At 73.0% G+C, this 26,417-nt stretch carries 29 protein-coding genes, 4 tRNA genes and 1 pseudogene; 24 read left to right on the top strand and 10 right to left on the bottom strand.

Going from position 1 to position 26,417, the window contains the following annotated elements:
* The 6 genes from DMH08_RS41895 to DMH08_RS26635 all read left to right on the top strand — a co-directional run.
* Window positions 1-199, top strand: a 199-nt coding sequence (locus tag DMH08_RS41895) for a hypothetical protein (protein WP_233617827.1), incomplete at its 5' end; no start/stop codon positions are given.
* Window positions 200-220: 21 nt separating this feature from the next.
* Window positions 221-1,063, top strand: coding sequence for a hypothetical protein (locus DMH08_RS26655; RefSeq protein ID WP_125618468.1), 843 nt, complete (start codon window positions 221-223; stop codon window positions 1,061-1,063).
* Between the two features lie 281 nt (window positions 1,064-1,344).
* A complete protein-coding gene (locus DMH08_RS26650; RefSeq protein WP_233617826.1) occupies window positions 1,345-1,770 on the top strand; it encodes an NUDIX hydrolase in 426 nt (141 codons plus the stop codon).
* A 234-nt stretch (window positions 1,771-2,004) separates the two neighbouring features.
* Window positions 2,005-2,352: a helix-turn-helix domain-containing protein gene (locus tag DMH08_RS42475; RefSeq protein WP_325052948.1), complete on the top strand. Its 348-nt coding sequence runs from the start codon at window positions 2,005-2,007 to the stop codon at window positions 2,350-2,352.
* A gap of 28 nt (window positions 2,353-2,380) precedes the next feature.
* A complete protein-coding gene (locus DMH08_RS26640) occupies window positions 2,381-2,971 on the top strand; it encodes an N-terminal phage integrase SAM-like domain-containing protein (protein ID WP_125618467.1) in 591 nt (196 codons plus the stop codon).
* Window positions 2,914-3,831: a hypothetical protein gene (locus DMH08_RS26635; protein ID WP_125618465.1), complete on the top strand. Its 918-nt coding sequence runs from the start codon at window positions 2,914-2,916 to the stop codon at window positions 3,829-3,831. Before DMH08_RS26640 ends, DMH08_RS26635 begins: the two co-directional genes overlap by 58 nt.
* 176 nt (window positions 3,832-4,007) lie before the next feature.
* Here DMH08_RS26635 and DMH08_RS26630 read toward each other — a convergent pair.
* Window positions 4,008-4,079: transfer RNA gene (locus tag DMH08_RS26630), tRNA-Val, on the bottom strand.
* A 72-nt stretch (window positions 4,080-4,151) separates the two neighbouring features.
* The gene (locus DMH08_RS26625; RefSeq protein ID WP_233617824.1) at window positions 4,152-4,580 is read right to left on the bottom strand and encodes a PGPGW domain-containing protein; all 429 of its coding nucleotides are present in this window, start codon (window positions 4,578-4,580) and stop codon (window positions 4,152-4,154) included.
* A 267-nt stretch (window positions 4,581-4,847) separates the two neighbouring features.
* On the opposite strand from DMH08_RS26625, the gene DMH08_RS26620 reads away from it, so the two are divergent.
* Complete coding sequence (locus DMH08_RS26620) at window positions 4,848-5,261, top strand: SsgA family sporulation/cell division regulator (RefSeq protein ID WP_026404467.1); 414 nt, start codon at window positions 4,848-4,850, stop codon at window positions 5,259-5,261.
* Here the strand turns inward: DMH08_RS26620 and sthA are convergent.
* Together sthA and DMH08_RS26610 are read right to left on the bottom strand one after the other, a co-directional pair.
* Window positions 5,256-6,659, bottom strand: a complete 1,404-nt coding sequence (gene sthA, locus DMH08_RS26615) for a Si-specific NAD(P)(+) transhydrogenase (protein ID WP_125618463.1) — start codon at window positions 6,657-6,659, stop codon at window positions 5,256-5,258. The genes DMH08_RS26620 and sthA overlap by 6 nt on opposite strands.
* Complete coding sequence (locus DMH08_RS26610; RefSeq protein WP_051301209.1) at window positions 6,656-7,321, bottom strand: TetR/AcrR family transcriptional regulator; 666 nt, start codon at window positions 7,319-7,321, stop codon at window positions 6,656-6,658. The genes sthA and DMH08_RS26610 overlap by 4 nt, the downstream gene beginning before the upstream one ends.
* A gap of 99 nt (window positions 7,322-7,420) precedes the next feature.
* Here DMH08_RS26610 and DMH08_RS26605 point away from each other — a divergent pair, with 99 nt between their 5' ends.
* Window positions 7,421-8,158, top strand: a complete 738-nt coding sequence (locus tag DMH08_RS26605; protein WP_026404469.1) for an SDR family NAD(P)-dependent oxidoreductase — start codon at window positions 7,421-7,423, stop codon at window positions 8,156-8,158.
* 5 nt (window positions 8,159-8,163) lie between these two features.
* Entirely contained in the window at window positions 8,164-8,481 is a 318-nt protein-coding gene (locus DMH08_RS26600; RefSeq protein ID WP_125618473.1) for a DMT family transporter, read from the top strand.
* Between the two features lie 16 nt (window positions 8,482-8,497).
* Here the strand turns inward: DMH08_RS26600 and DMH08_RS26595 are convergent, their stop codons facing one another.
* The 3 genes from DMH08_RS26595 to DMH08_RS26585 are packed head-to-tail and all read right to left on the bottom strand — an operon-like array spanning window position 8,498 to window position 11,021.
* On the bottom strand, window positions 8,498-9,310 hold the full coding sequence (locus DMH08_RS26595) for an aminotransferase class IV (RefSeq protein ID WP_051301225.1): 813 nt from the start codon (window positions 9,308-9,310) through the stop codon (window positions 8,498-8,500).
* A 20-nt stretch (window positions 9,311-9,330) separates the two neighbouring features.
* Entirely contained in the window at window positions 9,331-10,323 is a 993-nt protein-coding gene (locus DMH08_RS26590; RefSeq protein ID WP_084550880.1) for a chorismate-binding protein, read from the bottom strand.
* Window positions 10,320-11,021, bottom strand: coding sequence for a helix-turn-helix domain-containing protein (locus tag DMH08_RS26585; RefSeq protein WP_026404472.1), 702 nt, complete (start codon window positions 11,019-11,021; stop codon window positions 10,320-10,322). The genes DMH08_RS26590 and DMH08_RS26585 overlap by 4 nt, the downstream gene beginning before the upstream one ends.
* A gap of 146 nt (window positions 11,022-11,167) precedes the next feature.
* Here DMH08_RS26585 and DMH08_RS26580 point away from each other — a divergent pair.
* From DMH08_RS26580 to DMH08_RS26570, 3 genes are all read left to right on the top strand, one after another.
* Window positions 11,168-11,239: transfer RNA gene (locus tag DMH08_RS26580), tRNA-Gly, on the top strand.
* A 41-nt stretch (window positions 11,240-11,280) separates the two neighbouring features.
* A tRNA-Cys gene (locus DMH08_RS26575) sits at window positions 11,281-11,351 on the top strand.
* 34 nt (window positions 11,352-11,385) lie between these two features.
* Window positions 11,386-11,460, top strand: a tRNA-Val gene (locus tag DMH08_RS26570).
* Window positions 11,461-11,510: 50 nt separating this feature from the next.
* Here the strand turns inward: DMH08_RS26570 and DMH08_RS26565 are convergent.
* A complete protein-coding gene (locus tag DMH08_RS26565) occupies window positions 11,511-14,042 on the bottom strand; it encodes an ATP-dependent Clp protease ATP-binding subunit (RefSeq protein WP_026404473.1) in 2,532 nt (843 codons plus the stop codon).
* Between the two features lie 226 nt (window positions 14,043-14,268).
* Between DMH08_RS26565 and DMH08_RS26560 the strand changes: the two genes are divergently transcribed.
* From DMH08_RS26560 to DMH08_RS26535, 6 genes are all read left to right on the top strand, one after another.
* Entirely contained in the window at window positions 14,269-15,105 is an 837-nt protein-coding gene (locus DMH08_RS26560) for an LLM class F420-dependent oxidoreductase (RefSeq protein ID WP_026404474.1), read from the top strand.
* A gap of 323 nt (window positions 15,106-15,428) precedes the next feature.
* On the top strand, window positions 15,429-17,483 hold the full coding sequence (locus DMH08_RS26555) for a sensor histidine kinase (protein ID WP_125618461.1): 2,055 nt from the start codon (window positions 15,429-15,431) through the stop codon (window positions 17,481-17,483).
* Window positions 17,465-17,722 (top strand): hypothetical protein, encoded by a 258-nt coding sequence (locus DMH08_RS26550; protein WP_125618460.1) that lies wholly within the window; start codon window positions 17,465-17,467, stop codon window positions 17,720-17,722. The genes DMH08_RS26555 and DMH08_RS26550 overlap by 19 nt, the downstream gene beginning before the upstream one ends.
* Window positions 17,719-18,159, top strand: a complete 441-nt coding sequence (locus DMH08_RS26545; protein WP_026404475.1) for a roadblock/LC7 domain-containing protein — start codon at window positions 17,719-17,721, stop codon at window positions 18,157-18,159. The genes DMH08_RS26550 and DMH08_RS26545 overlap by 4 nt, the downstream gene beginning before the upstream one ends.
* 11 nt (window positions 18,160-18,170) lie before the next feature.
* Window positions 18,171-18,545 (top strand): DUF742 domain-containing protein, encoded by a 375-nt coding sequence (locus DMH08_RS26540; protein WP_026404476.1) that lies wholly within the window; start codon window positions 18,171-18,173, stop codon window positions 18,543-18,545.
* The gene (locus DMH08_RS26535; protein WP_125618458.1) at window positions 18,526-19,125 is read left to right on the top strand and encodes a GTP-binding protein; all 600 of its coding nucleotides are present in this window, start codon (window positions 18,526-18,528) and stop codon (window positions 19,123-19,125) included. The genes DMH08_RS26540 and DMH08_RS26535 overlap by 20 nt, the downstream gene beginning before the upstream one ends.
* 28 nt (window positions 19,126-19,153) lie before the next feature.
* Here DMH08_RS26535 and DMH08_RS26530 read toward each other — a convergent pair whose 3' ends face one another.
* Window positions 19,154-19,738 (bottom strand): TetR/AcrR family transcriptional regulator, encoded by a 585-nt coding sequence (locus DMH08_RS26530; protein ID WP_026404478.1) that lies wholly within the window; start codon window positions 19,736-19,738, stop codon window positions 19,154-19,156.
* A 73-nt stretch (window positions 19,739-19,811) separates the two neighbouring features.
* On the opposite strand from DMH08_RS26530, the gene DMH08_RS26525 reads away from it, so the two are divergent.
* Complete coding sequence (locus DMH08_RS26525) at window positions 19,812-20,954, top strand: acyl-CoA dehydrogenase family protein (RefSeq protein WP_026404479.1); 1,143 nt, start codon at window positions 19,812-19,814, stop codon at window positions 20,952-20,954.
* Between the two features lie 70 nt (window positions 20,955-21,024).
* Here DMH08_RS26525 and DMH08_RS26520 read toward each other — a convergent pair whose 3' ends face one another.
* Window positions 21,025-21,309, bottom strand: coding sequence for a DUF3303 family protein (locus DMH08_RS26520; RefSeq protein WP_199748025.1), 285 nt, complete (start codon window positions 21,307-21,309; stop codon window positions 21,025-21,027).
* A 222-nt stretch (window positions 21,310-21,531) separates the two neighbouring features.
* Here DMH08_RS26520 and DMH08_RS26515 point away from each other — a divergent pair, with 222 nt between their 5' ends.
* From DMH08_RS26515 to nrfD, 5 genes and pseudogenes are all read left to right on the top strand, one after another.
* Window positions 21,532-22,650 (top strand): FAD-dependent monooxygenase, encoded by a 1,119-nt coding sequence (locus tag DMH08_RS26515; RefSeq protein WP_233617823.1) that lies wholly within the window; start codon window positions 21,532-21,534, stop codon window positions 22,648-22,650.
* 16 nt (window positions 22,651-22,666) lie between these two features.
* Window positions 22,667-23,605, top strand: a complete 939-nt coding sequence (locus DMH08_RS26510; protein ID WP_125618453.1) for a VOC family protein — start codon at window positions 22,667-22,669, stop codon at window positions 23,603-23,605.
* Between the two features lie 14 nt (window positions 23,606-23,619).
* Window positions 23,620-24,507 (top strand): annotated as a pseudogene (locus DMH08_RS26505) (fumarylacetoacetate hydrolase family protein); the annotation flags it as partial.
* Window positions 24,508-24,805: 298 nt separating this feature from the next.
* Window positions 24,806-25,618, top strand: a complete 813-nt coding sequence (locus tag DMH08_RS26500; protein ID WP_233617828.1) for a 4Fe-4S dicluster domain-containing protein — start codon at window positions 24,806-24,808, stop codon at window positions 25,616-25,618.
* Window positions 25,615-26,417 (top strand): NrfD/PsrC family molybdoenzyme membrane anchor subunit (gene nrfD / locus DMH08_RS26495; protein ID WP_125618471.1); only part of this gene is annotated, 803 nt, incomplete at its 3' end. The genes DMH08_RS26500 and nrfD, both read left to right, overlap by 4 nt.

Genomic DNA, 26,417 nt, shown 5'->3' with positions numbered 1-26,417 from the left:
GAGCATGACCCCCGAGGAAATCGGAGCGACGCTCCCCGCCCTGCAGACCACCGGCTACCCCGTCGACCCGGCGTTCTGGAACGGCTCCGGCTACGGATGCTGCCCGCCCGACCCCTGCATGCGAGCAATGCCCGTCGACAAATGCACCGGTGGGACCGGTGCGCCCCCGCCCGTCGCGTCCGGCCCCGCGCGGGCCTGATCACCTGGCAGGCTCTCCCTCATGGCCAAGACCACTCGCCCCGAGCGGTTCTCACCCCCCGACCGCGTCGGCTGGGAGGGCCTGCCGTCCGGGCTGCGCGAAGCCGTGGCCGAGCAGATGGGTCCCCCGGCCAAGGTGGAGACGATCGACGAGGGGCGCCGCACGCCGCTCGTCGCCGCGTTCACCACCGGGCCGGGGGACCGGCTGTTCGTCAAGGCCGCCCCGGACGGCACCCGCGCCGGCGAACAACTCGCCCGCGAGCAGGCCGTCGCGCCGCACGTCACCGCCATCGCGCCCGAACTGCTGCACGCCGTCCAGGCGGACGGGTGGCGGCTGCTGGCGTTCACATGGGTCGACGGCACCCGGGCGAACTACTCGATCGGCTCCCCCGACATCCCACTGCTGCTGGAAACTCTCGCCGACCTCGACCGGCTTACCTGCCCGGACGACGTTCCGTTGATCGCGTTCGAGAAGCGCTGGTCGAGCTACGCCCCATCAGGCCGGGAACTGCCCCGTCTGGCCGGGCCGACGCTGCTGCACACCGACATCAACCCCACCAACGTCCGCATCGGGGCGTCGGCCGTGCTCGTTGACTGGGCCGCCGCCAGCCGCGGCGCCGGGTTCGTCAACCCGTGCGACTTCGTCATCTGCCTCATCGCGTCCGGGCACACGCCGCGCGAGGCCGAGGCGATCGTCGCCGACCTGCCCGCCTGGCGGGACGCCGACCCGCTCGACATCGACTATTACGTCCGGACCGTTGCCACCGCATGGCTGCACGCCTTCTGGAACCTCACCAACCCCTGGGCCAGAGCGGTCCTGCGCGCCGCGCAGCACTGGGTCATGCACCGCTATGACCAGGCGTAACAAGACAACCATCGACGACCAAGGAGACTGCACTCGATGGACCAGACCTGGGTAACCCGTCCACCGCCGCGTCACCTGACCACGGCCAGCCCCCGCCGTGGAAAGCGGCACCATCCGGTCGCTGCGCTTGAGGATGGCCCCGGGGACGAACCCGTACCTGGGCAGACGGCGCGGGGCCGCTCGCCGTCGTCACCGTCCCCGTGAGGAGCCTGCCGCAGCTCAACATGCGACCGTCGGGGCTCACAACCGAGGGACTCGACACTCACCCCGGAGGTGTGTGCGTGGACGTTAGCCACCCGCAGATGGAACCGTTCGGTGTAGCAGTGATCATCGCCAATCGTTTCGGGCAGATCCTGATGCACCTTCGCGACGACATCCCCGGCATCGCGTGGCCGGGATACTGGTCTCTGCCCAGCGGTCTGGCCGAGCCGGGCGAAACCCCGGCCGAGGCCGTGGTCAGGGAACTCGCCGAGGAGACCGGGCTCACCATTCCGCTGACGCAGCGGTTGGAGTTTCCCAAGTGTTCGGAGGGTGACCGCGTTGTGGTCTTCACCGGGTCCTGGGACGGCGATCCGGCGACGCTGAACCTGACCGAAGGTGTGGGGTTGGCGTTCTACGCACCAGAAGATCTCGTGGGCATGCTCGTACCCCCGTGGGTCATGCAGGCAATCGAGCAGCTACGGGACGGCGGAGTTCTCGCCACCTGACCAGGGGCTCCTCACTACGTTGCCGGGGCGCCACCGTGTTCTTTGAGCATGGCGTCGGACGATATCGACCCGCTGAGGGCGTCTCGCCGTCTGCCCGGCGGCGTTCCGGCGCCCTGCCGAGCCCGCGCCGCCTGGTAGGCCGTCGGCATCCTCGACGAGCCACCGACACGATACCTGAGAGCAGTTTGTCAATCACGCTCCGTGTAAAGTTGTGGCCACGGTCGTCCAACTCTCTTGAAAGGCGCTGTCCGTCCCACGAGGAGGGGCTGTAGGGCGAGCCTGCACAGCGGCGCGCCCTGCGGGCCCGCTGAAGAGGCGAGGTATGCCTTGCAAAACGATCGAGTCCCGCGCAGGGGCCGCGCCGGCCACGAGCGGCGGGCGGCGGATGTCCGTCTGTACACGCCTGCCGAGGCGGCGGCGATACTGCAGGTGCGGGAGTCCTGGTTGAGGAAGAAGGCCAGTGCGCGGGCCGTCCCCTGCACGTTCATCGGCAAACATCTGCGGTTCAGCGAGCAGGACATCGAGGCGATCATCGCGGCCGGCGCCAAGCAGCCGGTCGTACGGCGGCGCGGCCGGAGGTGAGCTGCGTCCAGTCAGTGAGGAGGAGCTCATGGCGTATGCGGAGAAGCGCGGGAAGAAGTGGCGGGTGCGCTACACGCGGCCGGACGGGACGGAGGCGTCGCAGTCGGGCTTCGAGACCAAGCAGGCCGCGCTCCGGTGGGGAGAGGAGCAGGAAACGGAGATTCGGCGACATAGGTGGAACGATCCACGGGACGGGGCGGCGTTACTGGCCGACTGGGTCGAGCTGTGGTGGTCCGGGCAGGACCTGGAGGCCTCGACCGAGGCCAAGTACCGGTACCTGATCGATCACCACATCGTCCCGGCGTTCGGGAACCGGCCGGTCAGCACGTTCACCAACCCGGAGGAAATCGTCGCCTGGGAGAAGAGGACCCGAACGAAGGGGTTCTCTCATCGGACGGCGGCGGACGCGCGGTCGCTGCTGGGCACGATCCTCGAGGACGCCAAGGACCGCGGCATGGTCGCCACGAACGTCGCGGTCAAGCGGCGGGGACGGGGACGCAAGCGGGCCGGCGGGCGGTCGCCCTGCGAGGGCCGGAGAAGGTGTGGGCGACGCCGTCGCAGGTGCTGCTGGCCGAGCGGTGCGCACTGCTGTCGGGGCGCGACGACGACTTCGTCATGATCGTCCTCACCGCCTACACCGGGATGCGGTGGGGCGAGGTTCACGGGCTGGAACGGCCCGCGTGCCGGCTGGACCGCATCCAGATCGACTGGCAGCTGCGCGAACTCGCCGGGCAGGTAGAGAAGGTGCCGCCCAAGGACGACTCCCACCGGCCCGCGGACCTGCCGCCCTTCCTGGCGGCGCTGGTGTCCGATCAGAGCACGCGCACGCGGGGCCGGTGCGCCTGTGAGGGCCGCTACCCCGCGTGCGGTGGTGGTGGGCAGTTCCTCTTCCTCAGTCCTAATGGGCGCCACCACCGGCGGTCCACCTACGCCCGCCGGATCTTCCAGCCGGCGGCCGACGGGCGGTATCCCCGCGGCACCCGGCAGATCGGGAAGAGCGTTCTGGTCGATGCGACGGTATGGCCGGGAACACCCCTTCCGGCGTGGCCCGACGCTGTGCCCGGAAAGCAATTCGTCCCTCCTCGGGGCAAGGGCGTCCGCGTCGTGAGGGAAGGTCAGGCTCCTGCGGTGTGGCTGCCGCTGATCGAGGGGCTCACTCCGCACGGGCTGCGGCACAGCCACAAGACCTGGATGCTGGAGGACGCGATTCCCGAGGTCCTCCAGGCGGAAAGGCTGGGGCACACCGTGCCGGGAATTCGCGGCGTGTACTCCCACGTGTCGCAGACCATGCGCGACGATCTCAAGGCCAAGCTCCAGCGGAGGTGGGAGGACTCGCTGGCGGCGCGGCTCGAATTCGGGCCGCGCTCACCGGTGCCGCTTCTGGACGGCCTTCTTGAGGCCGCGCGGAAGGCCGATGTCCCGGTGGACGCCTCGGGGCAGAAGGACGATTCGCGGAGGCGCCTCGCCAGCGTCTCGTGATCGTCGGGTGGGGGCGGGCGCGTGCGTCCGCCCCCGCTTCATGACTACGGAGAGTGACAGGTCACGGAGATTTCTCGTGACCTCGTTTGGGTGGGAGGGAGATGATCTCCCAAAATCCTCCCAGTTGATCACTGAGGCCCTCCCGCGATGTCGCTGGAGGGCCTGTGGCGTAGGGGTGGGCGATACTGGGTTCGAACCAGTGGCCTCTTCGGTGTGAACGAAGCGCTCTCCCACTGAGCTAATCGCCCGTGCGGGCCGCCGTGGTGGGCGTTCCCGACGTCGGAAACTCTAGCGCATGTCGGGGGGTGTTCGCGCCTCGGTTACCGGCGGGCTTCGTTCCAGAAGCTGACGTCTTCGATCTGCCATGGGAGGACGAAGTCGTAGGCGGCGAGGTAGCCGACGACGGCGGCGCCGACGATGAGGCCGCCGGTGACGCCGAGGACGGCGTTGCGGCGGCGGCGCTTGGGGTCGAGGGCGCGTTCCTTGGCGCGTTCGGCGGCGGCCTTCGCGTGGGTGAGGGCGCGGCGGGCCCAGGCGAACTCGGTGGCGAGGATGGCGAGGCCGAGGATGATGCCGAGCATGCCGGGGCCGGGGGTGATCATCATGACCAGGCCGCCGAGGGCGATGGTGACGCCCACGGTGAAGACGCCGATCCGCCAGGCGGTGTTGAGGAGCGCGTTGCGGCGCATGGTGTCGCGGAAGCGGCCGTAGCCCCGGGGGGCGGCCTTTTCTTCGGTTTTAACTACCACGGATTTACCCTAAGCCAGCGGGAGGCCCGCGGGGAACGTTCGATGGTCGCACGCGGGGGAGGGCCCTGGTGTCCGAAAGATCGCTTTTGCCCAGCTCAGGGCGGGGTTTTGCCCCCGTGAGATGGGTCACACGGGACGGGTGCGGCGGAATGTTCGGCCGAGTTCCGGCAGTTAGGCGTCATAGATCGTGGGGACATCCGTGATGAGGGAGAGGCACCCAACGGAGCTCCCCGCGCGCCAGCGGGATCGACGTATGAAGGAATGGCCATGAACAGCAGTACCACAGTCTCAGCGGAGCTGGGCCTTCGTCTCGTCGTCCCCGACCGCACGACCGTCCCTCTGCTCGCCGGGCTGGAGTACGCGGCCGACGATCCGTACGCGATCCGGATGGCCTTCTTCGTGGGCGACGACGAACCGGTGGAGTGGATCTTCGCCCGGGAGCTGCTGACCGTCGGCATCGTGCGCAAGGTCGGAGACGGCGACGTCGAGGTCTGGCCGGGCGACGACGACAGCACGCTGCACATCGCGCTGTCCTCTCCGTTCGGGAACGCCCTGTTCGAGGTTCCCCTGTCGCCGCTGGCGGACTTCCTGCACCGGACGTACCAGGCGGTGCCGGCGGGCGAGGAGTCCGACTTCATCGACATCGACGCCGAGCTGGAGAACCTGCTCTGGCCGTCATGACGTGAGGCGTGCGATGTGCCGCATCTTGTTCATCGCGTCGAGTGCGGCGACCTTGTAAGACTCGGCGAGCGTTGGATAGTTGAACACGGCGTTGACCAGGTAGTCGACCGTTCCGTTGCAGCCCATGAGCGTCTGGCCGATGTGGACGAGCTCGGTGGCTCCGGTGCCGAAGACGTGGACGCCGAGGAGGCGGCGGTCTTCGGGTGAGACCAGGAGCTTGAGCATCCCGTAGGAGTCGCCGATGATCTGGCCGCGGGCCAGTTCGCGGTAGCGGGAGATGCCCACCTCGAAGGGGATCTTGGCCTCGGTGAGGGCGTCCTCGGTCATGCCGACGAAGCTGATCTCGGGGATCGTGTAGATCCCGATCGGCTGGAGTTCGTGCATCTGCGCGAGGGGGTCGCCGCAGGCGTGGTGCGCGGCGATGCGGCCCTGCTCCATCGAGGTCGCGGCGAGGGACGGGAAGCCGATGACGTCGCCGACGGCGTAGATGTGCGGGACGTCCGTGCGGTAGTCCCCGTCGACCGTGATGCGGCCGCGGGCGTCGGCGGCGAGGCCGGCGGCCTCGAGGTTCAGGTCGTCGGTCATGCCGTGGCGGCCCGCGGAGTACATGACGGTGTCGGCGGGGATGCGCTTGCCGCTCTCCAGGACGGTGATCGCGCCGTGCTCCATCCGTTCGACGGAGGCGACGGTCTCGCGGAACCGGAAGGTGACCGCCAGGTCGCGCAGGTGGTACTTGAGCGCCTCGACCACTTCCAGGTCGCAGAAGTCGAGCATGCGCTCGCGGCGTTCCACGACGGTGACCTTGGTGCCGAGCGCGGCGAACATCGAGGCGTACTCGATGCCGATCGCTCCCGCGCCGACGACCACCATGCTCTCGGGGACGCGCTCGAGGTTGATGATCCCGTCGGAGTCGATGACCGTGTGGTCGTCGAACTGGACGGTGTCCGGACGGGCGGGGCGGGTCCCGGTCGCGATCACGATGCGGTCGGCGGTGATCTTCTGCTCGCGGCCCTGGTCGGAGGTGACGCCGACGGTGTGCGGGTCGAGGAACCGCCCCGTGCCGGCCAGGACGGCGACGCGGTTGCGGGCCAGCTGGCTGCGGACGATGTCGATCTCGCGGCCGATCACGTGCCGGGTCCGCATGCCCAGGTCGGCCACGGTGATGTCGTCGTCGACCCGGTAGCTCTGCCCGTAGAGTTCGCGCTGGTTGAGGCCCGTGAGGTAGAGGACGGCCTCGCGCAGCGTCTTGGACGGGATCGTTCCGGTGTTGATGCAGACGCCGCCGATCATCTCGCGGCGGTCGACGATCGCCACCCGGCGGCCCAGCTTGGCGGCGGCGATCGCGGCGCGCTGGCCGCCGGGTCCGGATCCGAGGACGAGGAGGTCGAAGTCGTTCACGCCCCCCAGTGTGAACGCGGATCCGCCGTCCGCGTAACCCCCTTGCCTGGACGGATCGCCCCGCCGAGGAGGTCGTCCAAGCCGGATTTGATGCGCGCGACGTCCATGCCGCCGGTGTGCCGCTGGTAGCGGAAGAGGTTGGCGGCGAGGGGGGCCAGGAGCGCGTCGGCCAGGTAGCCGGAGTCGGCGCCGGGGTCGATCCGGTCGAGCAGTGTCCGCAGGTGCAGCCGGTAGAGGGCGTAGTAGGCGTCGCGGAAGCGGGCGAACGGCTCGTCGCTCTCGGCGGCCAGCAGGAGTTCGGACTGCTCCTCGGTGCGGTCGACGAGGGCGTGCAGGAAGGCCCGGACGCGCGCGGCGGGCGGGGCGCCGCCGTCGCCGGGGCCGAGGGGCGCCGGGCCGTGCATGAACGCCTCCTGGAACTCGCGCTCGCGTTCGTCGATCAGCGCGTAGAGCAGGCGGGAGCGGCCGCCGAAGCGGCGATAGACGGTGCCGACGCCGACGCCCGCCTCGCGGGCGACGTCGTCCAGGGACAGGCCCCCGACGCCGCGCGCGGCGATCACCCGGTCGGCGGCGGCGAGGATCCGGCGGCGGTTCTGCGCGGCGTCGGCCCGTTCGGGGCGCGGCCCGCCGAGCACGGGCAGGACGCGCCTGGGTTCGGTCATCCGAGCGATTCTAGCAACCGGAGGCTTCTCCGTTTCGGCTTGCCCATCGGAGACAGCTCCGCTTACCGTTGCGGAGAACTCTCCGGATTTGGGGGCACCATGGAACTGGACGGACGGACGGCGCTGGTCACCGGCGGCGCTCGCGGCATCGGCGCGGCGATCGCCCGGCGGCTCGCGGCGGCGGGCGCGGACGTGGCGATCACCTACCTGCGGGCGGACGACCGCGCGCGGTCGGTGGTCGCGGAGATCGAGGGGCACGGGCGGCGCGGCATCGCCATCCGGGCGGACGCGGGCGATCCGGACGCGGTCGTCGGGGCCGTCGACCGGGCGGCGGCGGAACTGGGACGGCTCGACGTCCTGGTGAACAACGCGGGGATCGCGCCCTACGGGCCGCTGGAGGACGTGCGCCGCGACGAGGTCGACCGGGTGCTGGACGTCCACGTCCGCGCGGCGTACCTGGCCGCGCAGGCGGCGGCGCGGCACCTCGGGGCGGGCGGCCGGATCATCAGCGTGGGCAGTTCGATGGCCGAGCGGGTGCCCGACCCGGGCTGGACGCTCTACGCGATGAGCAAGTCGGCGCTGCTCGGGCTGACGAAGGGCCTGGCGCGGGATCTGGGGCCGCGCGGCGTCAACGCCGTGGTCGTCCACCCCGGGTCGACCGACACCGAGATGAACCCGGCGGACGGGCCGGACGCCGAGCACGAGCGGGCGCACGCCGCGCTCGGCCGGTACGGGAGCCCGGACGACGTCGCGGCGATGGTCGCGCACCTGGCCGGGCCCGGCGGCGACTACGTGACCGGGGCCGCGATCGCGGTCGACGGCGGATACGCGGCGTGATCGGGATGCCGTGGGTGCTGCTGGTCGTCGCCGCCGCGATGGAGGTGGTGTGGGCGACGGCGCTGAAGGAGTCGGAGGGGTTCACGCGGCTGTGGCCGACGGTGATCGGCGTCCCGGTGTGCCTGCTGAGCGTGGTGGTGCTCACGCTGGCGCTCCGGGACCTGCCGGTCGGCACGGCCTACGCCGTCTGGGTCGGGCTGGGGTCGCTGGGCGTGGCGGTCGCCGGGATGGCGGCGCTCGGTGAGAGCGTCTCCCCGCTGCGGGTGACGTGCCTGGCGCTGATCCTGGCGGGCGTGATCGGCCTCAAGGCCGTCGAGGGGTGAGGCCCCCGGGGCCGCGTCAGGGGTCCATCAGCTCGGCGGCGCGGGCGGCGAACGCCTCCATCGCCTTGAGCGTGATGGGCCCCGGCGCGGCCGGCAGGGCGGTGCCGTCCACGGCGCGGATCGGCTGGACGTCGCGCGTGGTGGACGTCAGGAACGCCTCGTCGGCCCGGTAGAGGTCGTCGAGGGAGAGGTCCTCCTCCTCGCCGCCGCACCATTCGAGCGTCAGCTCGCGGGTGACGCCGGCGAGGCAGCCGGACGACAGCGGCGGGGTGAGGAGCCGCCCGCCGCGGACGACGAAGACGTTGCTGCCGGTGCCCTCGCAGAGCCGCCCGGCGGTGTTGGCGAAGATCGCCTCGCCGCTCCCCCGCTCCTTGGCGTAGGCGAGCGCGAGCGCGTTCTCGGCGTAGGAGGTGCTCTTGACGCCGGCCAGCGCGCCGTGCTCGTTGCGGGGCCACGGGACGACCGTGACGTCGCCCGTCGCCGGGAACGGGGTCTGCTCGTCGGCGATGATCGTGATGGTGGGGCCCGCGTCGCCGCGCGCGGAGCCGAGCGGGCCGGGGCCGCTGGTGCAGGTGATGCGGATCCGGCCGAGGGGCCAGCGGGGCGCCGCGGCCAGCACCTCGAGGGTGCCCTGGGCGAGCGTGTCGTGGTCGGGTTCGGGGAGTCCGAGCGCGGCGGCGGAGCGGGCGAGGCGCCGCAGGTGCCGGGTGAGCGCGAACGGCTCCCCGTTCGCGGCCTTGACGGTCTCGAAGACGCCGTCCCCGACGAGCATCCCGTGGTCGAACACCGACACGGCGGCCCGCTCCGCGTCGATCAGCTCCCCGTTCATCCAGACCTTGGCCTGCTCCGTCACCCGGACGCCACCTCCAATAGCCGAGCCGCCTTCAGCTCCGTCTCCCGCCATTCCCGGTGTGGATCGGACCCCCACGTGATCCCGGCGCCGGTGCCGAAGCGGAGCACGCCGTCCTCCGCCCAGAAGGTCCGGATGCCCACCGCGAGGGCGCCGCGCCGGGCGTCCGCGTCCACCCAGCCGATGGCTCCACAGTACGGCCCCCGGGGGACGGGTTCGAGTTCTTCGAGCAGGGTCAGCGCGCTGGATTTCGGCGCGCCGGTGACCGAACCGGGAGGAAACGTCGCGGCGAGCAGTTCCGGCCAGCCGCTGCCGGGGGCGAGCCGCGCGTCGACGGTCGACACCAGGTGCACCAGGCCCGGGTGCTCCTCGATCTCGCAGAGCCCGGGCACGCGGACCGTCCCGACCTCGGCGACGCGGCCCAGGTCGTTGCGGACCAGATCGACGATCATGACGTTCTCCGCCCGGTCCTTGGGCAGCAGGTCGCGGGCCGTCCGGCCGGTGCCCTTGATCGGACGGGACGTCACCGCGGCGCCGTCGCGCGCCAGGTAGAGCTCGGGGGACGCGCACGCCACCGCCAGACCGGGGAGCCGGACGGTCATCGCGTGCGGCGCCGGGTTCCCCGCGGCGAGCCGGGCGCCGAGCCCGGCGATGCCGGCGTCCGGCGCGATCGGCGCGGACAGGACCCGGCACAGGTTCGCCTGGTAGACGACGCCGTCGGCGATCGCGGCGCGGATCGCCTCGACGCCCGCGACGTAGGCGGGCTCGTCGAGCGAGGACGTCCACTCCCCCGGCGCGGCCCACGGGCCCGCGGGGTGCGGCGCGGGACGGACGTCATCGAACCGGGCGCACGTGATCTTCCCCTCATAGGTGGCGACGACGGCCCACCAGCCGCGCGAGTCGAGGGCGGCCGGGTCGGTGGTGACGTCCGCGAGCCCGGTGGCGAGCAGTCCCCCGGCGTACGCGAACGCCGGTTCGCGCGCGGGGTTCACGGCAGGACGCAACCGAACGCGTCGGCGAGCCCGGCGAGGCCCGCGTCGGTCACGGCCAGCGCGCGGGGCGCGGCGCCGCGCTCGAACCAGCCGAGGTCGATCATCCGGTCGGTCAGCGCGGCCGCGAGGGCCCCGTTGAGGTGCGGGCGCCGCTCGGTCCAGTCGAGGCACCGCCAGGCGAACCGCCGCCGGGAGCCGCGCAGGGCGGCGACGTCCACGCCCAGCCCGGCGAACCGTTCGGCGCCCTTGGGCGTGGCGGCGTAGCCGTCGGCGTCGGGCTCCAGCAGGCCGCCGTCCAGCAGCGCGGCGAACAGCGCGACGCCCGCCTGCCCGGCGAGGTGGTCGTAGCAGGTGCGCGCCCGGTGCAGCCGGCGCGCCTCCCGCGACTGCCGCAGGCCGCGCACCTTCACGGGCGGGCTCATCCGCGACAGGCCCTCGACGAGCTGCGCCACCTCGGCGTCCCGCAGCTCGTAGTACCGGTGGCGCCCCTGGGCCACCACGGTGACGAGGCCGCCGTCCAGCAGCCGCGCCAGGTGCGCGCTCGCGGTGGACGCCCCGACGCCCGCCGCGCGGGCCAGTTCGCCCGCGGCGAGCGGCCGCCCGTCCAGCAGCGCCGTCAGCATCGCGGCCCGCGCCCGGTCGGCCAGCAGGGCCGCGACCGGCGCGAAGTCCGCGGCGACGGCATCCTCGGTGGCCATGCCGCCAACCCTAGGCGACGGACGTTTCGCCCCGCGCCGAAGCGCCCGCGGACGGCCCGCCGGGGATTCCGGTTCGCGCATCGCGCTCAGACGCGCTAATGTTTTCCACGTCGCCGAACGGACCGGACGGACCGGGAGGCAGGCAAGCGGAAGTGGCTCAGGGGTAGAGCATCACCTTGCCAAGGTGAGGGTCGCGGGTTCAAATCCCGTCTTCCGCTCTGAGGGGCCTTTCAGGCTGTGAACCCAGAAGGTCTCTTCTGGTGGAGTGGCCGAGAGGCGAGGCAACGGCCTGCAAAGCCGTGTACACGGGTTCAAATCCCGTCTCCACCTCGATCCCGTGCCTCCCCCCGGAGGCGGCGGACCCGGGCGATTAGCTCAGTGGGAGAGCGCTACCTTGACACGGTAGAGGTCACTGGTTCAATCCCAGTATCGCCCACCACCCACCCAGACCAGGACGCTCGTCCCGGTCTGGGTTTTTTCATGCCCCCGCTACGGGGCGGACGCCGGTTCGGGCGCGGTGATCTCGAAGGTCAGGCCGTCGGACGTCGCGGCGACGTCCACGTGCCGGCCGGGGGCGAGGTCGCCCGACAGCAGCAGGTCGGAGAGCCGGTCGTCCACCTCGCGCTGGATGGTGCGGCGCAGCGGGCGGGCGCCGAAGTCGGGCTGGTAGCCGCGCTCGGCGAGCCAGTCGACCGCCTCGGTGCCGAACGAGACGGTGACGTCCTGCGCGCGGAGCCGGCGGCGCGTCTCGTCCAGGAGCAGGTCGGTGATCTGCCGGAGCTGCGCCGCCTCGAGCCGGTGGAAGACGATGATCTCATCGATCCGGTTGAGGAACTCGGGGCGGAACGCCTCCCGCAGGCGGCGCATGATGCGGTCGCTGAGCGCGGACCCCCGCCCGTCGCCGCCGACCGTGCCGAACCCGATCTCGACCTGCCCGGTGATCAGTTCGGAGCCCAGGTTGCTCGTCATGATCACGACGGTGTTGCGGAAGTCGACGGTGCGGCCCTGCGCGTCGGTGAGGCGGCCGTCGTCCAGGAGCTGGAGCAGGACGTTGAAGACGTCCTGGTGGGCCTTCTCGATCTCGTCGAGGAGGATCACCGAGTACGGCTGCCGGCGGACGGCCTCGGTGAGCTGCCCGGCCTCCTCGTAGCCGACGTATCCGGGCGGGGCCCCCATCAGGCGGCTGACGGTGTGCTTCTCCTGGAACTCGCTCATGTCGAAGCGGACCATCCGGTCGCGGCTGCCGAACAGGGCCTCCGCGAGCGCCTTGGCCAGCTCGGTCTTGCCGACGCCGGTGGGCCCGAGGAACAGGAACCCGCCGATCGGCCGGTCGGGGTCGCTCATCCCCGCGCGGGACCGGCGGACGGCGCGCGCGACGGCGGCGACCGCGTCCTCCTGCCCGATGACGCGCTCGTGCAGGTGCCCCTCCAGGCCGGCCAGCCGGTCGCGCTCGGCCTGGGTGAGCTGCGTGACGGGCACGCCGGAGATGCGGGAGACCACCTCGGCGATGTCCTCGGCGGTGACCTCCGGGACGGCCGCGGGCCCGTCGCCGGTGCGCGCGGCGGCCAGGTCGCCCTCCAGGTTCGCGATCTCGTCGCGGAGCTGCGACGCCTTCTCGTAGTCCTCGTCGAAGACGGCCTGGTCCTTCTCGCGGCGCCGCCGCTCGAGCCGGTCCTCCAGCTCGCGGCGGCCGCCGTCCATGGTGTGGGAGCGCAGCCGGACCCGCGCGCCCGCCTGGTCGATCATGTCGATCGCCTTGTCGGGCAGGAACCGGTCGGTGAGGTAGCGGCTGGACAGGTCGACGGCGGCGACCAGCGCCTCGTCGGTGAAGCGGACCTGGTGGTGGGCCTCGTAGCGGTCGCTGAGGCCGCGCAGGATCTCGATGCTGTCGTCGGCGGACGGCTCCGTGATCATGATCGGCTGGAAGCGGCGCTCGAGGGCCGCGTCCTTCTCGATGTTGCGGCGGTACTCGTCGATGGTGGTGGCGCCGACGACGTGCAGCTCGCCGCGGGCGAGGGCCGGTTTGAGCAGGTTGGCGGCGTCCATCGCGCCCTCCGCGCCGCCCGCGCCCACGACCGTGTGGATCTCGTCGATGAAGATGACGAGCTCGTCGGAGTGCCCGCGGATCTCGTCCATCACCTTCTTCAGGCGCTCCTCGAAGTCGCCGCGGTAGCGGGTGCCGGCGACGACGCCGCCGAGGTCGAGCTGGACGAGCCGCTTGCCGCGCAGCGTGTCCGGGACGTCGTCGTCCACGATGCGCTGCGCGAGGCCCTCGGCGATGGCGGTCTTGCCGACGCCGGGGTCGCCGATGAGCACCGGGTTGTTCTTGGTGCGCCGCGACAGCACCTCGACGGTCTGCTCGATCTCGTCGGACCGGCCGATCACCGGGTCGAGGCGCCCCTCCCGGGCGTACTCGGTGAGGTCGCGGCCGTACTCGTCGAGCGTCGGGGTGCCGGTCGGCTGCTGGCCGCCGCCCCCGCCGGGGGGCTGCTGCCCGTGCCCGCCGCCCGCCGCGGCGTTCTGCAGCGCGTCGGGCGTGACGTGCTCGGCGTCCAGGATGCGGCCGGCGTGCGAGTCGCGGTCCAGCGCGAGCGCGAACAGCAGGTGCTCGGGGCCGATGTAGGACGAGCCGAGCGCGCGCGAGATCTGGTGGGAGTCCAGCAGCGCGCGTTTGGCGGACGGCGTCAGCTGCGGCGGGACGTCGCGGGGATCGCCGCGCCGGGCGCTCCCCTCGATCTCGTTCTTGATCTTGTCGGGGTCGGCGCCGGCGCGCACCAGCCAGTGCCGGGTGCCCTGCTGCCGGGTGGCCGCCCACAGCAGGTGGTCGGTGTCCAGGTCGAGACTCCCCCACTGCGCGGCCTGCGCCGCGGCGTCGCGCACGAGCTCGCGCGCGGGTTCGCTCATCAGCCGGGCGATGCTGACCCGCTCCGTGGGACGGCGGTGCGCCCGCGCTCCGAAGAACCGGGCGAGCATCTCCTCGAACGGGTCCATTCCCCCGGCTCCGTACCAGCCCGCGGTCATCGTCGAAACCTCCCCCTCGCCCGGCCCGTCCCGGTTCCCGGGCCGGTCGTCGCGATCCTTGAGGACCTGCCCGTCGGGGTGTGCGAGAAACACGGCCCGCGGTACGGGACGTGCGCGCGGGAAGACCGGTGGAGGCGGGGCGGCGGGTGGACGCGGGGCGGCGGGTGGACGCCGCGCGGCGGGGAAGACCGGGCATGATCCGGCGGGGCGCGATGTTGGAGCGAGCATGACGAAGATCGACATGGGCCGGTACGGCATCTGGCGGGGCTGGTCGCAGCTCACGCCGGAGCTGGCGCGGGAGGTGGAGGCGCTCGGGTACGGCGCGATCTGGATCGGCGGTTCGCCCACCGACCCGGACGTCGCCGACCGGCTGCTCGCCGCGACGGAGCGGATCACGGTCGCGACCGGGATCGTGAACATGTGGGCGACGCCCGCCGCGGAGGCCGCGGCGTCCTACCGGCGGCTGCGGGACGCCCACGGCGAGCGGTTCGTGCTCGGCGTCGGGGTCGGGCACCGGGAGGCCACGCAGGAGTACCGGGCGCCGTACGAGATGATCGTGGACTACCTGGACCGGCTGGACGCCGCGGACGTCCCCGAGGACGGCCGGGTGCTGGCGGCGCTCGGGCCGAAGGTGCTGCGGCTGGCGGCGGAGCGGACGGCGGGCGCGCACCCCTACCTGGTGACGCCCGAGCACACCCGCCGGGCGCGCGCCGAGCTCGGCGACGGGCGGCTGCTCGCGCCCGAGCAGAAGGTGGTGCTGGACGCCGACCCGGAGCGGGCCCGCGCGGTCGGCCGGGCCCAGGTCGCGAACCCGTACCTGAAGCTGCGGAACTACACCGCGAACCTGGAGCGGCTCGGCTGGGCGGACGAGGACATCGCCGGCGACGGCAGCGACGCGCTGATCGACGCGCTGGCGCCGCACGGCGAGCCGGCCGCGGTCGCGGCGGCGCTGGAGGCCCACCACGACGCGGGCGCCGACCACGTGGCCGTCCAGCTGCTGACGGAGGCCGGGCGGGACCCGGTTCCGGGGCTGCGGACGCTCGCCGCGGAACTCGGGCTCTGACGCCTTTCCGATTTCCGGGCGGCCGGACGACCGGACGGAATTGAGGGACGCGCCCGGCGATCGGCCGACGATGCCGGGCGCGTCCCCCAATTGCTTTGTCCGAACGGCCGCGGCGAAACCGGCGAAGCGCCGCCGCTCATTACAACCCCGGCCTTCCCGAATGCAACTCGGCACGATCGAACGTGATCAAGCCGTCGCGTTCCGTGAACAATGCGGGTCGCGCGTGTCCTCAACCGGCATCCCCTCTGGCCTTCCTCAAATGAACGCAAGTATGCTCCGTGGCCTTTGGTGACACCCGTTTTGAATGCGCGGAGAGTGAAGCAGTGTCGAACCCACGGGACGCCGGGGCACCGCCCCCGCGGCGGCGCACGCGCCCCATCCGGCGCCGGATCGCGCTGCTTCTGGCGATCCCGCTCAGCTCCCTGCTCGTCATGTGGAGCGTCCCCGCCACCATCACGCTGACCAACGCCCTGCAGCGGTTCGACTTCTCGACCGTCTACACCAACGTCGGCGTCCCGGCGACGTCGGCGGTCGAGGCGGTCCAGCAGGAGCGCGCCGCGGCCGTCCGGGCCCTGGTGACGGGCGACGCGACCGACGAGAAGCGCTTCCAGGACCTCGCGAAGCGGACGGACGCGGCGGTGGCGGCGTTCCGCTCCACGGCCCTGTCGCCGGAGACGCGGGAGGCGATGGACGCGCCGGTCGAGCGGCGCGTCGAATTGAACGCCGGCGCGTTCGACGGACTCGGCGCGCTGCGCTCGCAGGTGGAGATCGGCGGCACCACCCCGCTGGCGGCGATCAACGGCTACAGCGCGGTGATCGACACGGTCGTCCGGACACTGACGACCCTGGTCAGCGTGGACGACGTCACCGTCTACCGGAACACCAGCGCCGTCCTGCACAACTACTGGGCCCGCGAGTTCATGCTCCGCGAGGACGCGCTGCTGACGGCGCTCGGCGCCGGGCCGATGGACACCGTCAGCCGCGCGGCGTTCGCGTCCTGGGCGGGCAGCCGGCAGCAGTTCTTCGCGCTGGGCCGCGCCGGCGCCGACGGCGAGATCTCCACGATCATGGAGGAGCTGGCGGACACCGGGGAGTACACCGCGTACACGACGCTCGAGAGCGGCGTCGTCAACAACGGCATCGCGCCGTCCCGCCGGGAGTGGCGCGGCGGGGTCGACGCGGTCGAGCCGGTCTGGCTGGGCGCGGCCGTGCGGGCCAACGACTCGCTGTCGAGCGAGTACGTCGAGCCGGCCGGCGACCGGATCATGCTCGGCTTCTACGCGGCGGGCGGCCTGGGCCTGCTCGCGGTCATCGCGTCGGTGACGCTGTCGCTGCTGTTCGCGCGGCGGCTCACCGACGAGCTGCGGCGGCTGCAGGAGACGGCGCAGCGGCTCGCGCACGAGCGGCTGCCGGCGGTCGTGGCGCGGCTGCGCAAGGGCGAGACGGTGGACGTCGACGCCGCCGCGCCCCCGCCCGCGACCGGCGGGACGACGGAGATCGCGCTGGTCGGCGAGGCGTTCGACGCGGTGCAGCGCACCGCGATCGGCGAGGCGGTCGCGGAGGCCGAGCTGCGCGCCGGCATCAACCGCGTGTTCATCAACCTGTCGTGGCGGAGCCAGTCGCTGCTGCACCGGCAGCTGCGGCTGCTCGACCAGATGGAGCGCCGCGCGTCCAGCCCGGAGGAGCTGGAGGACCTGTTCCGGCTCGACCACCTCACCACCCGCATGCGGCGGCACGCCGAGGGCCTGGTCATCCTGTCCGGCTCCCCCACCGTGCGGGCCTGGGACCACCCGGTCCCGGCGGAGGACGTCGTCCGCGCCGCGATCGCCGAGGTGGAGGACTACACGCGGGTCGTGGTGACGGGCGCCTCGTCGGCCGCCGTGATCGGCGGGGTGGTCGCCGACGTCATCCACCTGCTGGCCGAGCTGATCGAGAACGCCGCGGCGTTCTCGCCGCCCGCCACCGAGGTGACGGTCAAGGTCGACACGGTCGCCAACGGGCTCGCCGTGGAGGTCGTGGACCGCGGGATCGGCCTGAGCGCCGAGGAGCGCGACGAGCTGAACCGGCGGCTGGCCAGCGACGTCGAGTTCGACCTCGCCGACACCGACCGGCTCGGGCTGTTCGTCGTCGCGAAGCTGGCCGCCCGGCACGGCGTCAAGGTGTCGCTGCAGCCGTCGGCGTACGGCGGCACGACCGCGATCGTCCTGGTCCCGCACGCGCTGGTCACGGTGGACGACGACCTGGAGCCCGCGGCGGCCGCCGACCGGCCCGTCGCGGACACGACGGGCCGCACGCGGAACCGTCCGTCCCGGTGGACCCCGGCGCGGACGGCGAACAGGGCGGGGCGGAGTCGAGCGGGGTGGAGTCGAGCGAGGTGACCGGCCGGCTGCCCAAGCGGGTGCGGCAGCGCAACCTCGCGCCGCAGCTGCGCCGGCGGGCCGCACCGCCGGACGGGGAGCCGGCGGACGGCGAGCCGGCGGACGACGATTTCCCGGAGCCGAGCCCGGAGCTCAGCCGCGACCTGATGTCCTCGCTACAGTCGGGATGGCTGCGCGGCAGGGACGAGGACGACGAACCGGAAGATCTCGAACCACGCGATGAATGGGGGCGATCATGAAGCAGCAGGGGCACGCGACCGGTGAGCTCGACTGGCTGCTCGACGACCTGGTCGAACGGGTCGGCGAGGTGCACCAGGCGGTGCTGCTGTCCCGCGACGGCCTGGTCATGGGCGCCTCGGGCGGCGTCACGCGGAAGGACGCCGAGTTCCTGGCGGCGCTGTCGTCGGGCTTCCACAGCCTGGCGAACGGCGCCCGGGAGCACTTCCAGGCCAAGCACGTGCGGCAGACCGTCGTCGAACTGGACGGCATGCTGTTCTTCATCATGCCGGCGGGCGACGGCAGCTGCCTGGCCGTGCTGAGCGACGCGGGCGGCAACGCCGGTCTCGTCGCGTACGAGACCACCATGCTGATCAAGCGGGTGCGGCGCCAGCTGGGCACGGCGCCGCGCACGCCCGGCACGGAGGACCCGGCGATGCGGGCCGGCGCCTCCGGCTGAGGCGGGCGGCCGTGGAGACGCCGAGAGAACGCTGGATCGGCCGGGAGGCGGGCCCGGTCGTGCGGCCGTACGCGATGACCCGCGGACGGACCCGCACCCGCGGGCTCGTCCTCGACCTGGTCACGGTCCTGGTCGCGACCGGCCGCCCCCCGGGCGAGCGGGTCTGGCTGTCGCGCGAGCAGCGCGCGCTGCTGGAGCTGTGCCGGCGGCCCTCCACCCCCGCCGACCTGGCCTCGGAGACCGACCTGCCGTTCCGGGTGGTGCAGATCCTGCTGGAGGACCTGCACCACTACGGCCTCATCGAAGAGGTGCAGCAGGCCCGGCAGGCCGAACGACCCGACCCCCGGCTACTGATGAGAGTGCTCGATGAACTTCGCCGCCTCTGACGCCGTCCCCGCCGCCGCGCGGGACGACGACGTCCCGCTGCACACGCTGAAGATCCTGGTGGCGGGCGGGTTCGGCGTCGGCAAGACCACGCTCGTCGGCGCGGTCAGCGAGGTGCGCCCCCTGCGCACCGAGGAGACCCTCACCGACGTCTCCACCGGCGTGGACGACCTGCGCGGCGTGGAGGCCAAGACCACCACGACCGTCGCGATGGACTTCGGCCGCATCACCCTCTCCGGCGGCGTGCGGCTGTACCTGTTCGGCACGCCCGGCCAGGAGCGGTTCTGGTTCATGTGGGACCAGATCGCCTACGGGGCGGTCGGCGCGGTCGTCCTCGTCGACACCCGCCGCCTGACGACGAGCTTCGCCTCCATCGACTTCTTCGAGCAGCGGGAGATCCCGTTCGTGGTCGCCGCGAACGTCTTCGACGGCGCCCGCCGCTACTCGGTCGAGGAGATCCGCGACGCCCTCGACGTCGACCCGCACGTGCCCGTCGTGCTGTGCGACGTCCGCCGCCCGGACGTCGCCAAGAGCATCCTCGTCACCCTGGTGGAGCACGCGCTCCACCAGGCCGGGTACTGACCGGCGGCGTCGTGGGCCCGGCCCGGGTTCAGGCGTGGATCCGGGCGACGATGAGGGCGGCCAGCGCGGCGTAGGCGGCGGAGTCGTCCAGGCCCGTCCGGGCCTTGATGTCGCCGCGGTGGATCGACTCCATGACCTGCCCGGCGACGGCGCCGACGAAGGCCGCGTCGGCGTCCGGGGCCGCCTCGCTCACCAGGCCGCGCACCCGGCGGACGGCGAAGCCGGTGTTCTCCTCGTAGATCTCGCGGGCCGGGGGGAACGCGTCCAGGTCGGCGAAGAAGGCGGGGGACGCGGGCGCGAGCTCGGCGGAGATGGCCCGCAGGTAGGCGCCGACGCGCTCGCGGGGCCCCCGCCGGGCGGGGACGGCGTCCAGGGCGGCCTCGACGCGCTCGGTGGCGCGGCGGAAGAAGGCGCGGACGACCGTGACGATGATCTGCTCGCGGCTGGCGGCGACCGTGTAGAGGGTGCTCTTCGAGCAGCGCAGTTCGGCGGCCAGGTCGGCGACGCCGAGGCCGGCGAAGCCGCGGGCGAGGAAGAGGGCGGTGAGGCGGTCGACGAGGTCGGCGCGGCGGCGTTCCGCGCGGGTCCGGGGGGTGCCGTCCACCGAGGTCATGCCAGAAACGGTACCAAAATGGGGCCTTTGGTACTCGTTTTGGTACCGTCGGGGGGACGAGAGGAGCCCGCCCATGCCCGCCATCCGTTCCTTGCCGACCCAGGAGTCGGCGGACCTGATCGCGCTGACCCGGGAGATCGCGGCGAAGGAGCTCGCGCCGCGGGTCGCGGACGCCGAGCGCACCGGGGAGTTCGCGCGCGACGTGTTCACGACGCTGGGGCGGGCGGGGCTGCTGTCGCTCCCCTACCCCGAGGAGTTCGGCGGCGGCGCCCAGCCGTACGAGATCTACCTGCAGGTCTTGGAGGAGATCGGCGCGGTGTGGGCGAGCGTGGGCGTCGGGGTGAGCGTGCACGCGCTGTCGTGCTTCCCGCTGTTCACGGCCGGGACGGACGAGCAGCGGGCGCGGTGGCTGCCGGACATGCTGTCGGGCGAGCGGCTCGGCGCGTACTGCCTGTCGGAGGCGCACGCGGGGTCGGACCCGGCGGCGATGCGCGCGAAGGCCGTCCGGGACGGCGACTCCTACGTGCTGAACGGCGCGAAGGCGTGGACGACGCACGGCGGGAAGGCCGACTTCTACACGGTGATGGCGCGGACGTCCGACGACGGGGCGCGCGGCATCTCGTGCTTCCACGTGCCGGCGGGCACGCCCGGGCTGGAGTTCGACGCGCCCGAGGACAAGATGGGCCTGATGGGCTCGACGACCGCGACGGTGCGGCTGGAGGGCGTCCGGGTCCCGGCGGACCACCTGATCGGGCGCGAGGGGCAGGGGCTGTCGATCGCGCTGGCGGGGCTGGACGCGGGCCGGCTGGGCATCGCGGCGGTCGCGACGGGGCTCGCGCAGGGGGCGCTCGACACGGCGGTCGCGTACGCGAAGGAGCGCGAGGCGTTCGGCAAGGCGATCATCGAGCACCAGGGGCTCGCGTTCGTCCTCGCCGACATGGAGGCGGCGGTCGAGTCGGCGCGGGCGACGTACCTGGCGGCGGCGCGGCTGAAGGACATGGGACGGCCGTACGGGCGGGAGGCGTCGGTGGCGAAGCTGGTCGCGACCGACAACGCCATGAAGGTGACGACGGACGCCGTGCAGGTGCTCGGCGGCGCGGGCTACACGCGCGACTTCCCGGTGGAGCGCAACATGCGCGAGGCCAAGGTCATGCAGATCTTCGAGGGAACGAACCAGATCCAGCGGCTCGTGATCTCCCGCCACCTGGCGCGCTGAGCCGCACCGGAGGGACGCACGCCGCCGTCCGGCGGCGTGCCGTCGGGTCGTGCCGTCGGGTCGCGCCCGGTCAGCCTCGCAGGGCGGCGAGCCCCTTCTGCATGTCCTCGACGTTCATGACCGGGCAGATCTCGATCTCCGCGCCGAACTTCTGGAAGAACGTCTCCGTGAGGGCGGGCAGCTGGGAAGTGTCCTGCATGTCGAAGACGAGCGTGCAGGTGCGGCCGCCGTCGTAGGGATGGAAGTAGGCCGCCTCCGGCTTGAACTGCTCCAGCAGCGACTGCATGACCTGCGCCATCGTGCCGTCCGCGAGCAGTTCGTTCGAGACCTGGGTGTCCAGGCGTGCCCTCAGCATCATTCTCATCGCGTACCCCCGGGTCGCAGGGCCGGCGCCCCCGCGCCCGCTGAGTTCCCCGCGACGTCGCCGTCAGCGTCTCCCCGAACGCCCCGGATAAACCGGCCTCCCGGCGCACCGCCTCACGTCATCCACGGGACGGATCGTCCGCATACGGGGAATCTATTTCCCTGATCAGTGGGCGGTGACCCAAGGTTGGAGCACCGACCGAAGGGAGCCGCCGTGGAGAACGTCCTCATCGTCGGCGCGGGCACCGCCGGGCCCGCGCTGGCGACGCTGCTGGCCCGCGCGGGCGTCGCCGTCGACGTCGCCGAGCTCGGCGCGCGGCCGGCGGCGCTCGGGTCCGGGATCACGCTGCAGGGCAACGCGCTGCGGGTGCTGCGCGACCTCGGCGTGTGGGAGCGGGTCGCGGCGGCCGGGTTCGCGTTCGACGTGCTGGGCCTGCGGGCGCCGGACGGGACGCTGCTGGCCGAGATCCCGGACGTCCGCAGCGGCGGCCCCGACCTGCCCGCGACCGTCGGGATGCACCGGCCGGAGCTGAACCGGATCCTCGCGGACGCGACGCGCGACGCGGGGGCCCGCATCCGGTACGGGACCACCGTGGACGCCCTCGACGACCGCGGCGACCACGTCGTCGCGCACCTGTCGGACGGGACGGCCGCGCGGTACGACCTCGTGGTCGGCGCGGACGGCGTCCGGTCGGCGGTGCGGCGGCTCATCGGCATCGGCACCGAGCCGGCGCCGACGGGGATGGGCATCTGGCGCGTCCACACGCGGCGCCCGGAGCGCGTCGAGCGGACCGACCTGGTCTACGGCGGGCCCTGCTTCATCGCCGGGTACTGCCCGACCGGCCCCGACACCATGTACGCGTACCTGGTGGAGCGGGCGCGCCCGCGCGAGTCGATCGCGGACGCCGACAAGCCGGCGCACATGCGGGCGCTCGCCGAGGCGTACGGCGGGGTCTGGGCGGAGATCCGCGACGACATCACCGACCCGGACCGCATCAACTACACGTGGTTCGAGTCGCTGCTGGTCGACCGCCCGTGGAACCGCGGGCGGGTCGTCCTGATCGGGGACGCCGCGCACGCCTGCCCGCCCACCCTCGCGCAGGGCGCCGCGCAGTGCCTGGAGGACGCCGCCGTCCTCGCCGAGCTGCTGCTCGCCGCCGGCGGCCCCGGCCGGGACGTCTTCGAGGCGTTCATGGACCGCCGGTACGAGCGCGCGAGGGCCGTCGTGGAGGCGTCCGTCCGGCTCGGCGAATGGCAGCTGGACCCGTCCCCGGACGCCGACGTGCCCGGTCTGATGGGCCGCATCGGCGCCCTCGTCACCGAACTCCCCTGACCCCGCAAGGAGCACGATGTCCGACCGTCTCATCACCCACCTCCGGCACGTCGACCTCGCCGTGCCCGACTTCGAGCGGCAGCGCGATTTCTACGCCGGCGTCTGGGGCCTCACCGAGGTCGCGGACGACTCCGGCATCTCGTTCCTCGCCGCCGAGGGGTCGCCCGAGCGGTACGTCGTCCGGCTGCGGCGGGACGCCGAGAAGCGGCTCGACCTCGTGGCGTTCGGCGCCGCGTCGCCCGCCGACGTGGACGCGCTCGCCGAGCGGCTCGGCGCCGCGGGCGTCCGGCTGATCGGCGAGCCCGCGGCCCTGGCGACGCCCGGCGGCGGCTACGGCTTCCGGTTCTTCGACGTCGACGGCCGCACGGTCGAGGTGTCGGCCGACGTCGCCGTCCGCGCCCACCGGAGACTGGAGGAGCGCGAGGCCGTCCCGGTGCGGCTGTCGCACGTGGTGCTGAACTCCCCCGACATCGGCGCGACCCGCCGCTGGTACGAGGCGCACCTCGGCTTCGCGCTCAGCGACACGCTGTCGTCGCCGCGCATGGGCGAGGTCATGCATTTCCTGCGCTGCAACCCGCGGCACCACAGCCTGGCGATCGCGAAGGGGCCGCACACGTCCGTCCACCACGTGTCGTTCGAGATGCGCGGGCTCGACGAGTACATGTACGGGACCGGTCGGCTGCTGCGCGCGGGCGTCCGCATGATCTGGGGGCCCGGTCGGCACCTGGCGGGCGACAACACGTTCTCGTACTTCCTCGACCCGCACGGCAACACCGTCGAGTACACCACCGAGCTGGAGACGCTCGACGAGGACGCCTGGCACCCGCACGTGTACGACTTCTCGCGGCCCGAGGTCACCGATCAGTGGGGGACCGCCAACCCGATGAACGAGCTGGTCGCGAAGGAGTCGTTCAACGATCCGGACCGGGGCGTGTTCGTCGCCCCGCCGGTCTGATCCCGGGAGCCCGCATGCGCCTCGCCACCTTCGAGCACGCCGGCCGCGTCCGCTGCGGCATCGTCGAATCCGGGACGATCCGGCCGTTCCCGGACGGGACGCGCCTGATCGACCTCCTGGACGTCCTCGGCCCGTCCGGTCCGGGCGGCCTCCCGGAGCCGGACGGCCCGCCCGTGGACGTCGCGGACGTGCGGCTGCTGCCGCCCGTCGAACCGCCGTCCGTCCGGGACTTCGTCGCCTTCGAGGAGCACGTCGAGGGCGTGCGCCGCGCGGTCGACGGCGCGGCGGGCGTCCCGGACGCCTGGTACGACGCGCCGACGTTCTACTTCGCGAACCCGCACGCGATGATCGGCGCCCGCGACGACCTGCCCGTCCCGCCGGGCTGCGCGGAGCTGGACTTCGAGCTGGAGGTCGCCGCGGTGGTCGGCCGGGCGGGCGGCGACCTGTCGCCGGCAGCGGCCCGCGACCGCATCGCGGGGTACACGGTCTTCAACGACTGGTCGGCGCGCGACCTGCAGTCCCGCGAGATGCGGGTCGGCCTCGGCCCCTGCAAGGGCAAGGACTTCGCGACGACGCTCGGCCCGTGGCTCGTCACCGCCGACGAGCTGGAGCCGTTCCGGGACGCCGGCGGGTTCCTGCGGCTCGCGCTGACCGCCGAGGTCAACGGCGAGGTCGTCGGCCGCGACCTGCTGTCGAACATGGGCTGGCCGTTCGAGGACCTCGTCGCCTACGCGTCGCGCGGCACCCGGGTGCGCCCCGGCGACGTCCTCGGCTCGGGCACCTGCGGCAACGGCGGCTGCCTCGCCGAGCTGTGGGGCCTGCGCGGGGGGCGGGACGACCCGCCGCCGCTGCGTCCCGGCGACGTCGTCACCCTCACGGTCGAGGGCATCGGCACGGTGTCGAACCGCGTCGTCGAGGGCCGCGCCGCGCCGCCCGTCCCGCCCCGCGGCGCCGGGCGGCGCCGCCGCCGGTCCGGGCGCACGTGTAGCGCGCCGCGTCCCGGGAAGGGTGCAGGCACTCCGCCCGCCGCGCGCGCCGTGCGGCGGGCGGCGCCATGGACCAAGCGCCGTGCACCACCGGGATGGAGGTCGTCGGATGGGCCGCTCCGGATCCGACGGGACGCTCGTCGGCCGCAACCTGCTCGCGGGACCGGAACCCGACGTGGCGGGCAACGCCGGCCACCGGGACCCGCCTCCCCGGATGGGGTTCTTCACCGACACGTCGGTGTGCATCGGCTGCAAGGCGTGCGAGGTGGCCTGCAAGGAGTGGAACGCGGTGCCCGAGGACGGCCTGGAGTTCACGGGCATGTCCTACGACAACACGCAGGGGCTCGGCGCCGACACGTGGCGGCACGTCGCGTTCATCGAGCAGGACAGGCCGGTGTCGGCGCGGCCCGAGGCCGAGGGCGTCCCGTCCGCCGAGGGCGACGGCGGGATGCGCTGGCTGATGGCGTCGGACGTCTGCAAGCACTGCACGCACGCGGCGTGCCTGGACGTCTGCCCGACCGGGTCGCTGTTCCGCACCGAGTTCGGCACGGTGGTGGTGCAGGAGGACATCTGCAACGGGTGCGGCTACTGCATCCCCGCGTGCCCCTACGGGGTCATCGACCAGCGCAAGGGCGACGGGCGGGCGTGGAAGTGCACGCTGTGCTACGACCGGCTCGGGGTGGGGATGGAGCCGGCGTGCGCGAAGGCGTGCCCCACCGACTCCATCCAGTTCGGGCCGCTGGACGAGCTGCGCGAGCGGGCCGCGATGCGCGTCGAGCAGCTGCACGGCATGGGCGTGGAGGACGCGCGGCTGTACGGGCACGATCCGGACGACGGGGTCGGCGGCGACGGCGCGTTCTTCCTGCTGCTGGACGAACCGGAGGTGTACGGGCTGCCGCCCGACCCGGTGGTCACCACGCGGGACCTGCCGTCGATGTGGCGGCACGCGGGCGTCGCGGCGGCGGCGCTGGCGGGCGGGCTCGCCGCGGTGTTCGCCGTCCACGGGCCGCGGGGAGGCGCGCGGTGAGCACGTCCGACGTGGGCCGCGACGGGATCACCGGGGCGCGGCCGGACCGGGAGGCGAGGATCGGGCAGGGCGGGCACCGCCCGGACGGGCGCCGCGGCCGGCGGGGCCGCCGCGGCGAGCGGGCGATGGTGCCGGACGCCGAGTTCCGCTCGTACTACGGCAAGCCGATCCTGAACCCGCCGGTCTGGAAGTCCGTCGACATCGCCGGGTACTTCTTCCTCGGCGGGCTCGCCGGGGCCGGGTCGGTGCTGGCCGCGGGGGCGCACTGGACGGGACGTCCGGCGGCGGCGCGGGCGCTGAAGGCCGCGTCGCTCGGGGCGATCTCGGGTTCGACCGCCGCGCTGATCCACGATCTGGGCCGTCCCGGGCGCTTCTACAACATGCTGCGGGTGATGAAGCCGACGTCGCCGATGAGCATGGGCTCGTGGCTGCTGGCGGCGTACGGACCGCTGGCGGGCGCGGCGGCCGCCCTGGACGTCACGGGGCTGTTCCCGCGGCTCGGGCACGCCGCCACGGCCGGCGCGGCGGTCCTCGGGCCGGGCGTCGCCGCCTACACCGCCGTGCTGGCCGCCGACACGGCCGTCCCGGCCTGGCACGAGGGGTTCCGTGAGCTGCCGTTCGTGTTCGCGGGGTCGGCGGCGGTGGCGGCGTCCGGCATGGCGCTGGTCGCGGCACCGCCCCGGGAGACGGCGCCGATGCGGACGGCGGCGGTGTGCGGGGCGGCGCTCGAGCTGGGCGCGGCGACGCTGATGGAGCGGCGGCTCGGCATCATCGCGGAGAACTACCGGGAGGGCACGGG

This window comes from Actinomadura sp. WAC 06369 (assembly GCF_003947565.1).
In the GTDB taxonomy this organism is placed as follows: domain Bacteria; phylum Actinomycetota; class Actinomycetes; order Streptosporangiales; family Streptosporangiaceae; genus Spirillospora; species Spirillospora rifamycini.
Note: the sequence above shows the minus strand (reverse complement) of the source record. Positions and strands in the feature narration are given on the sequence as shown.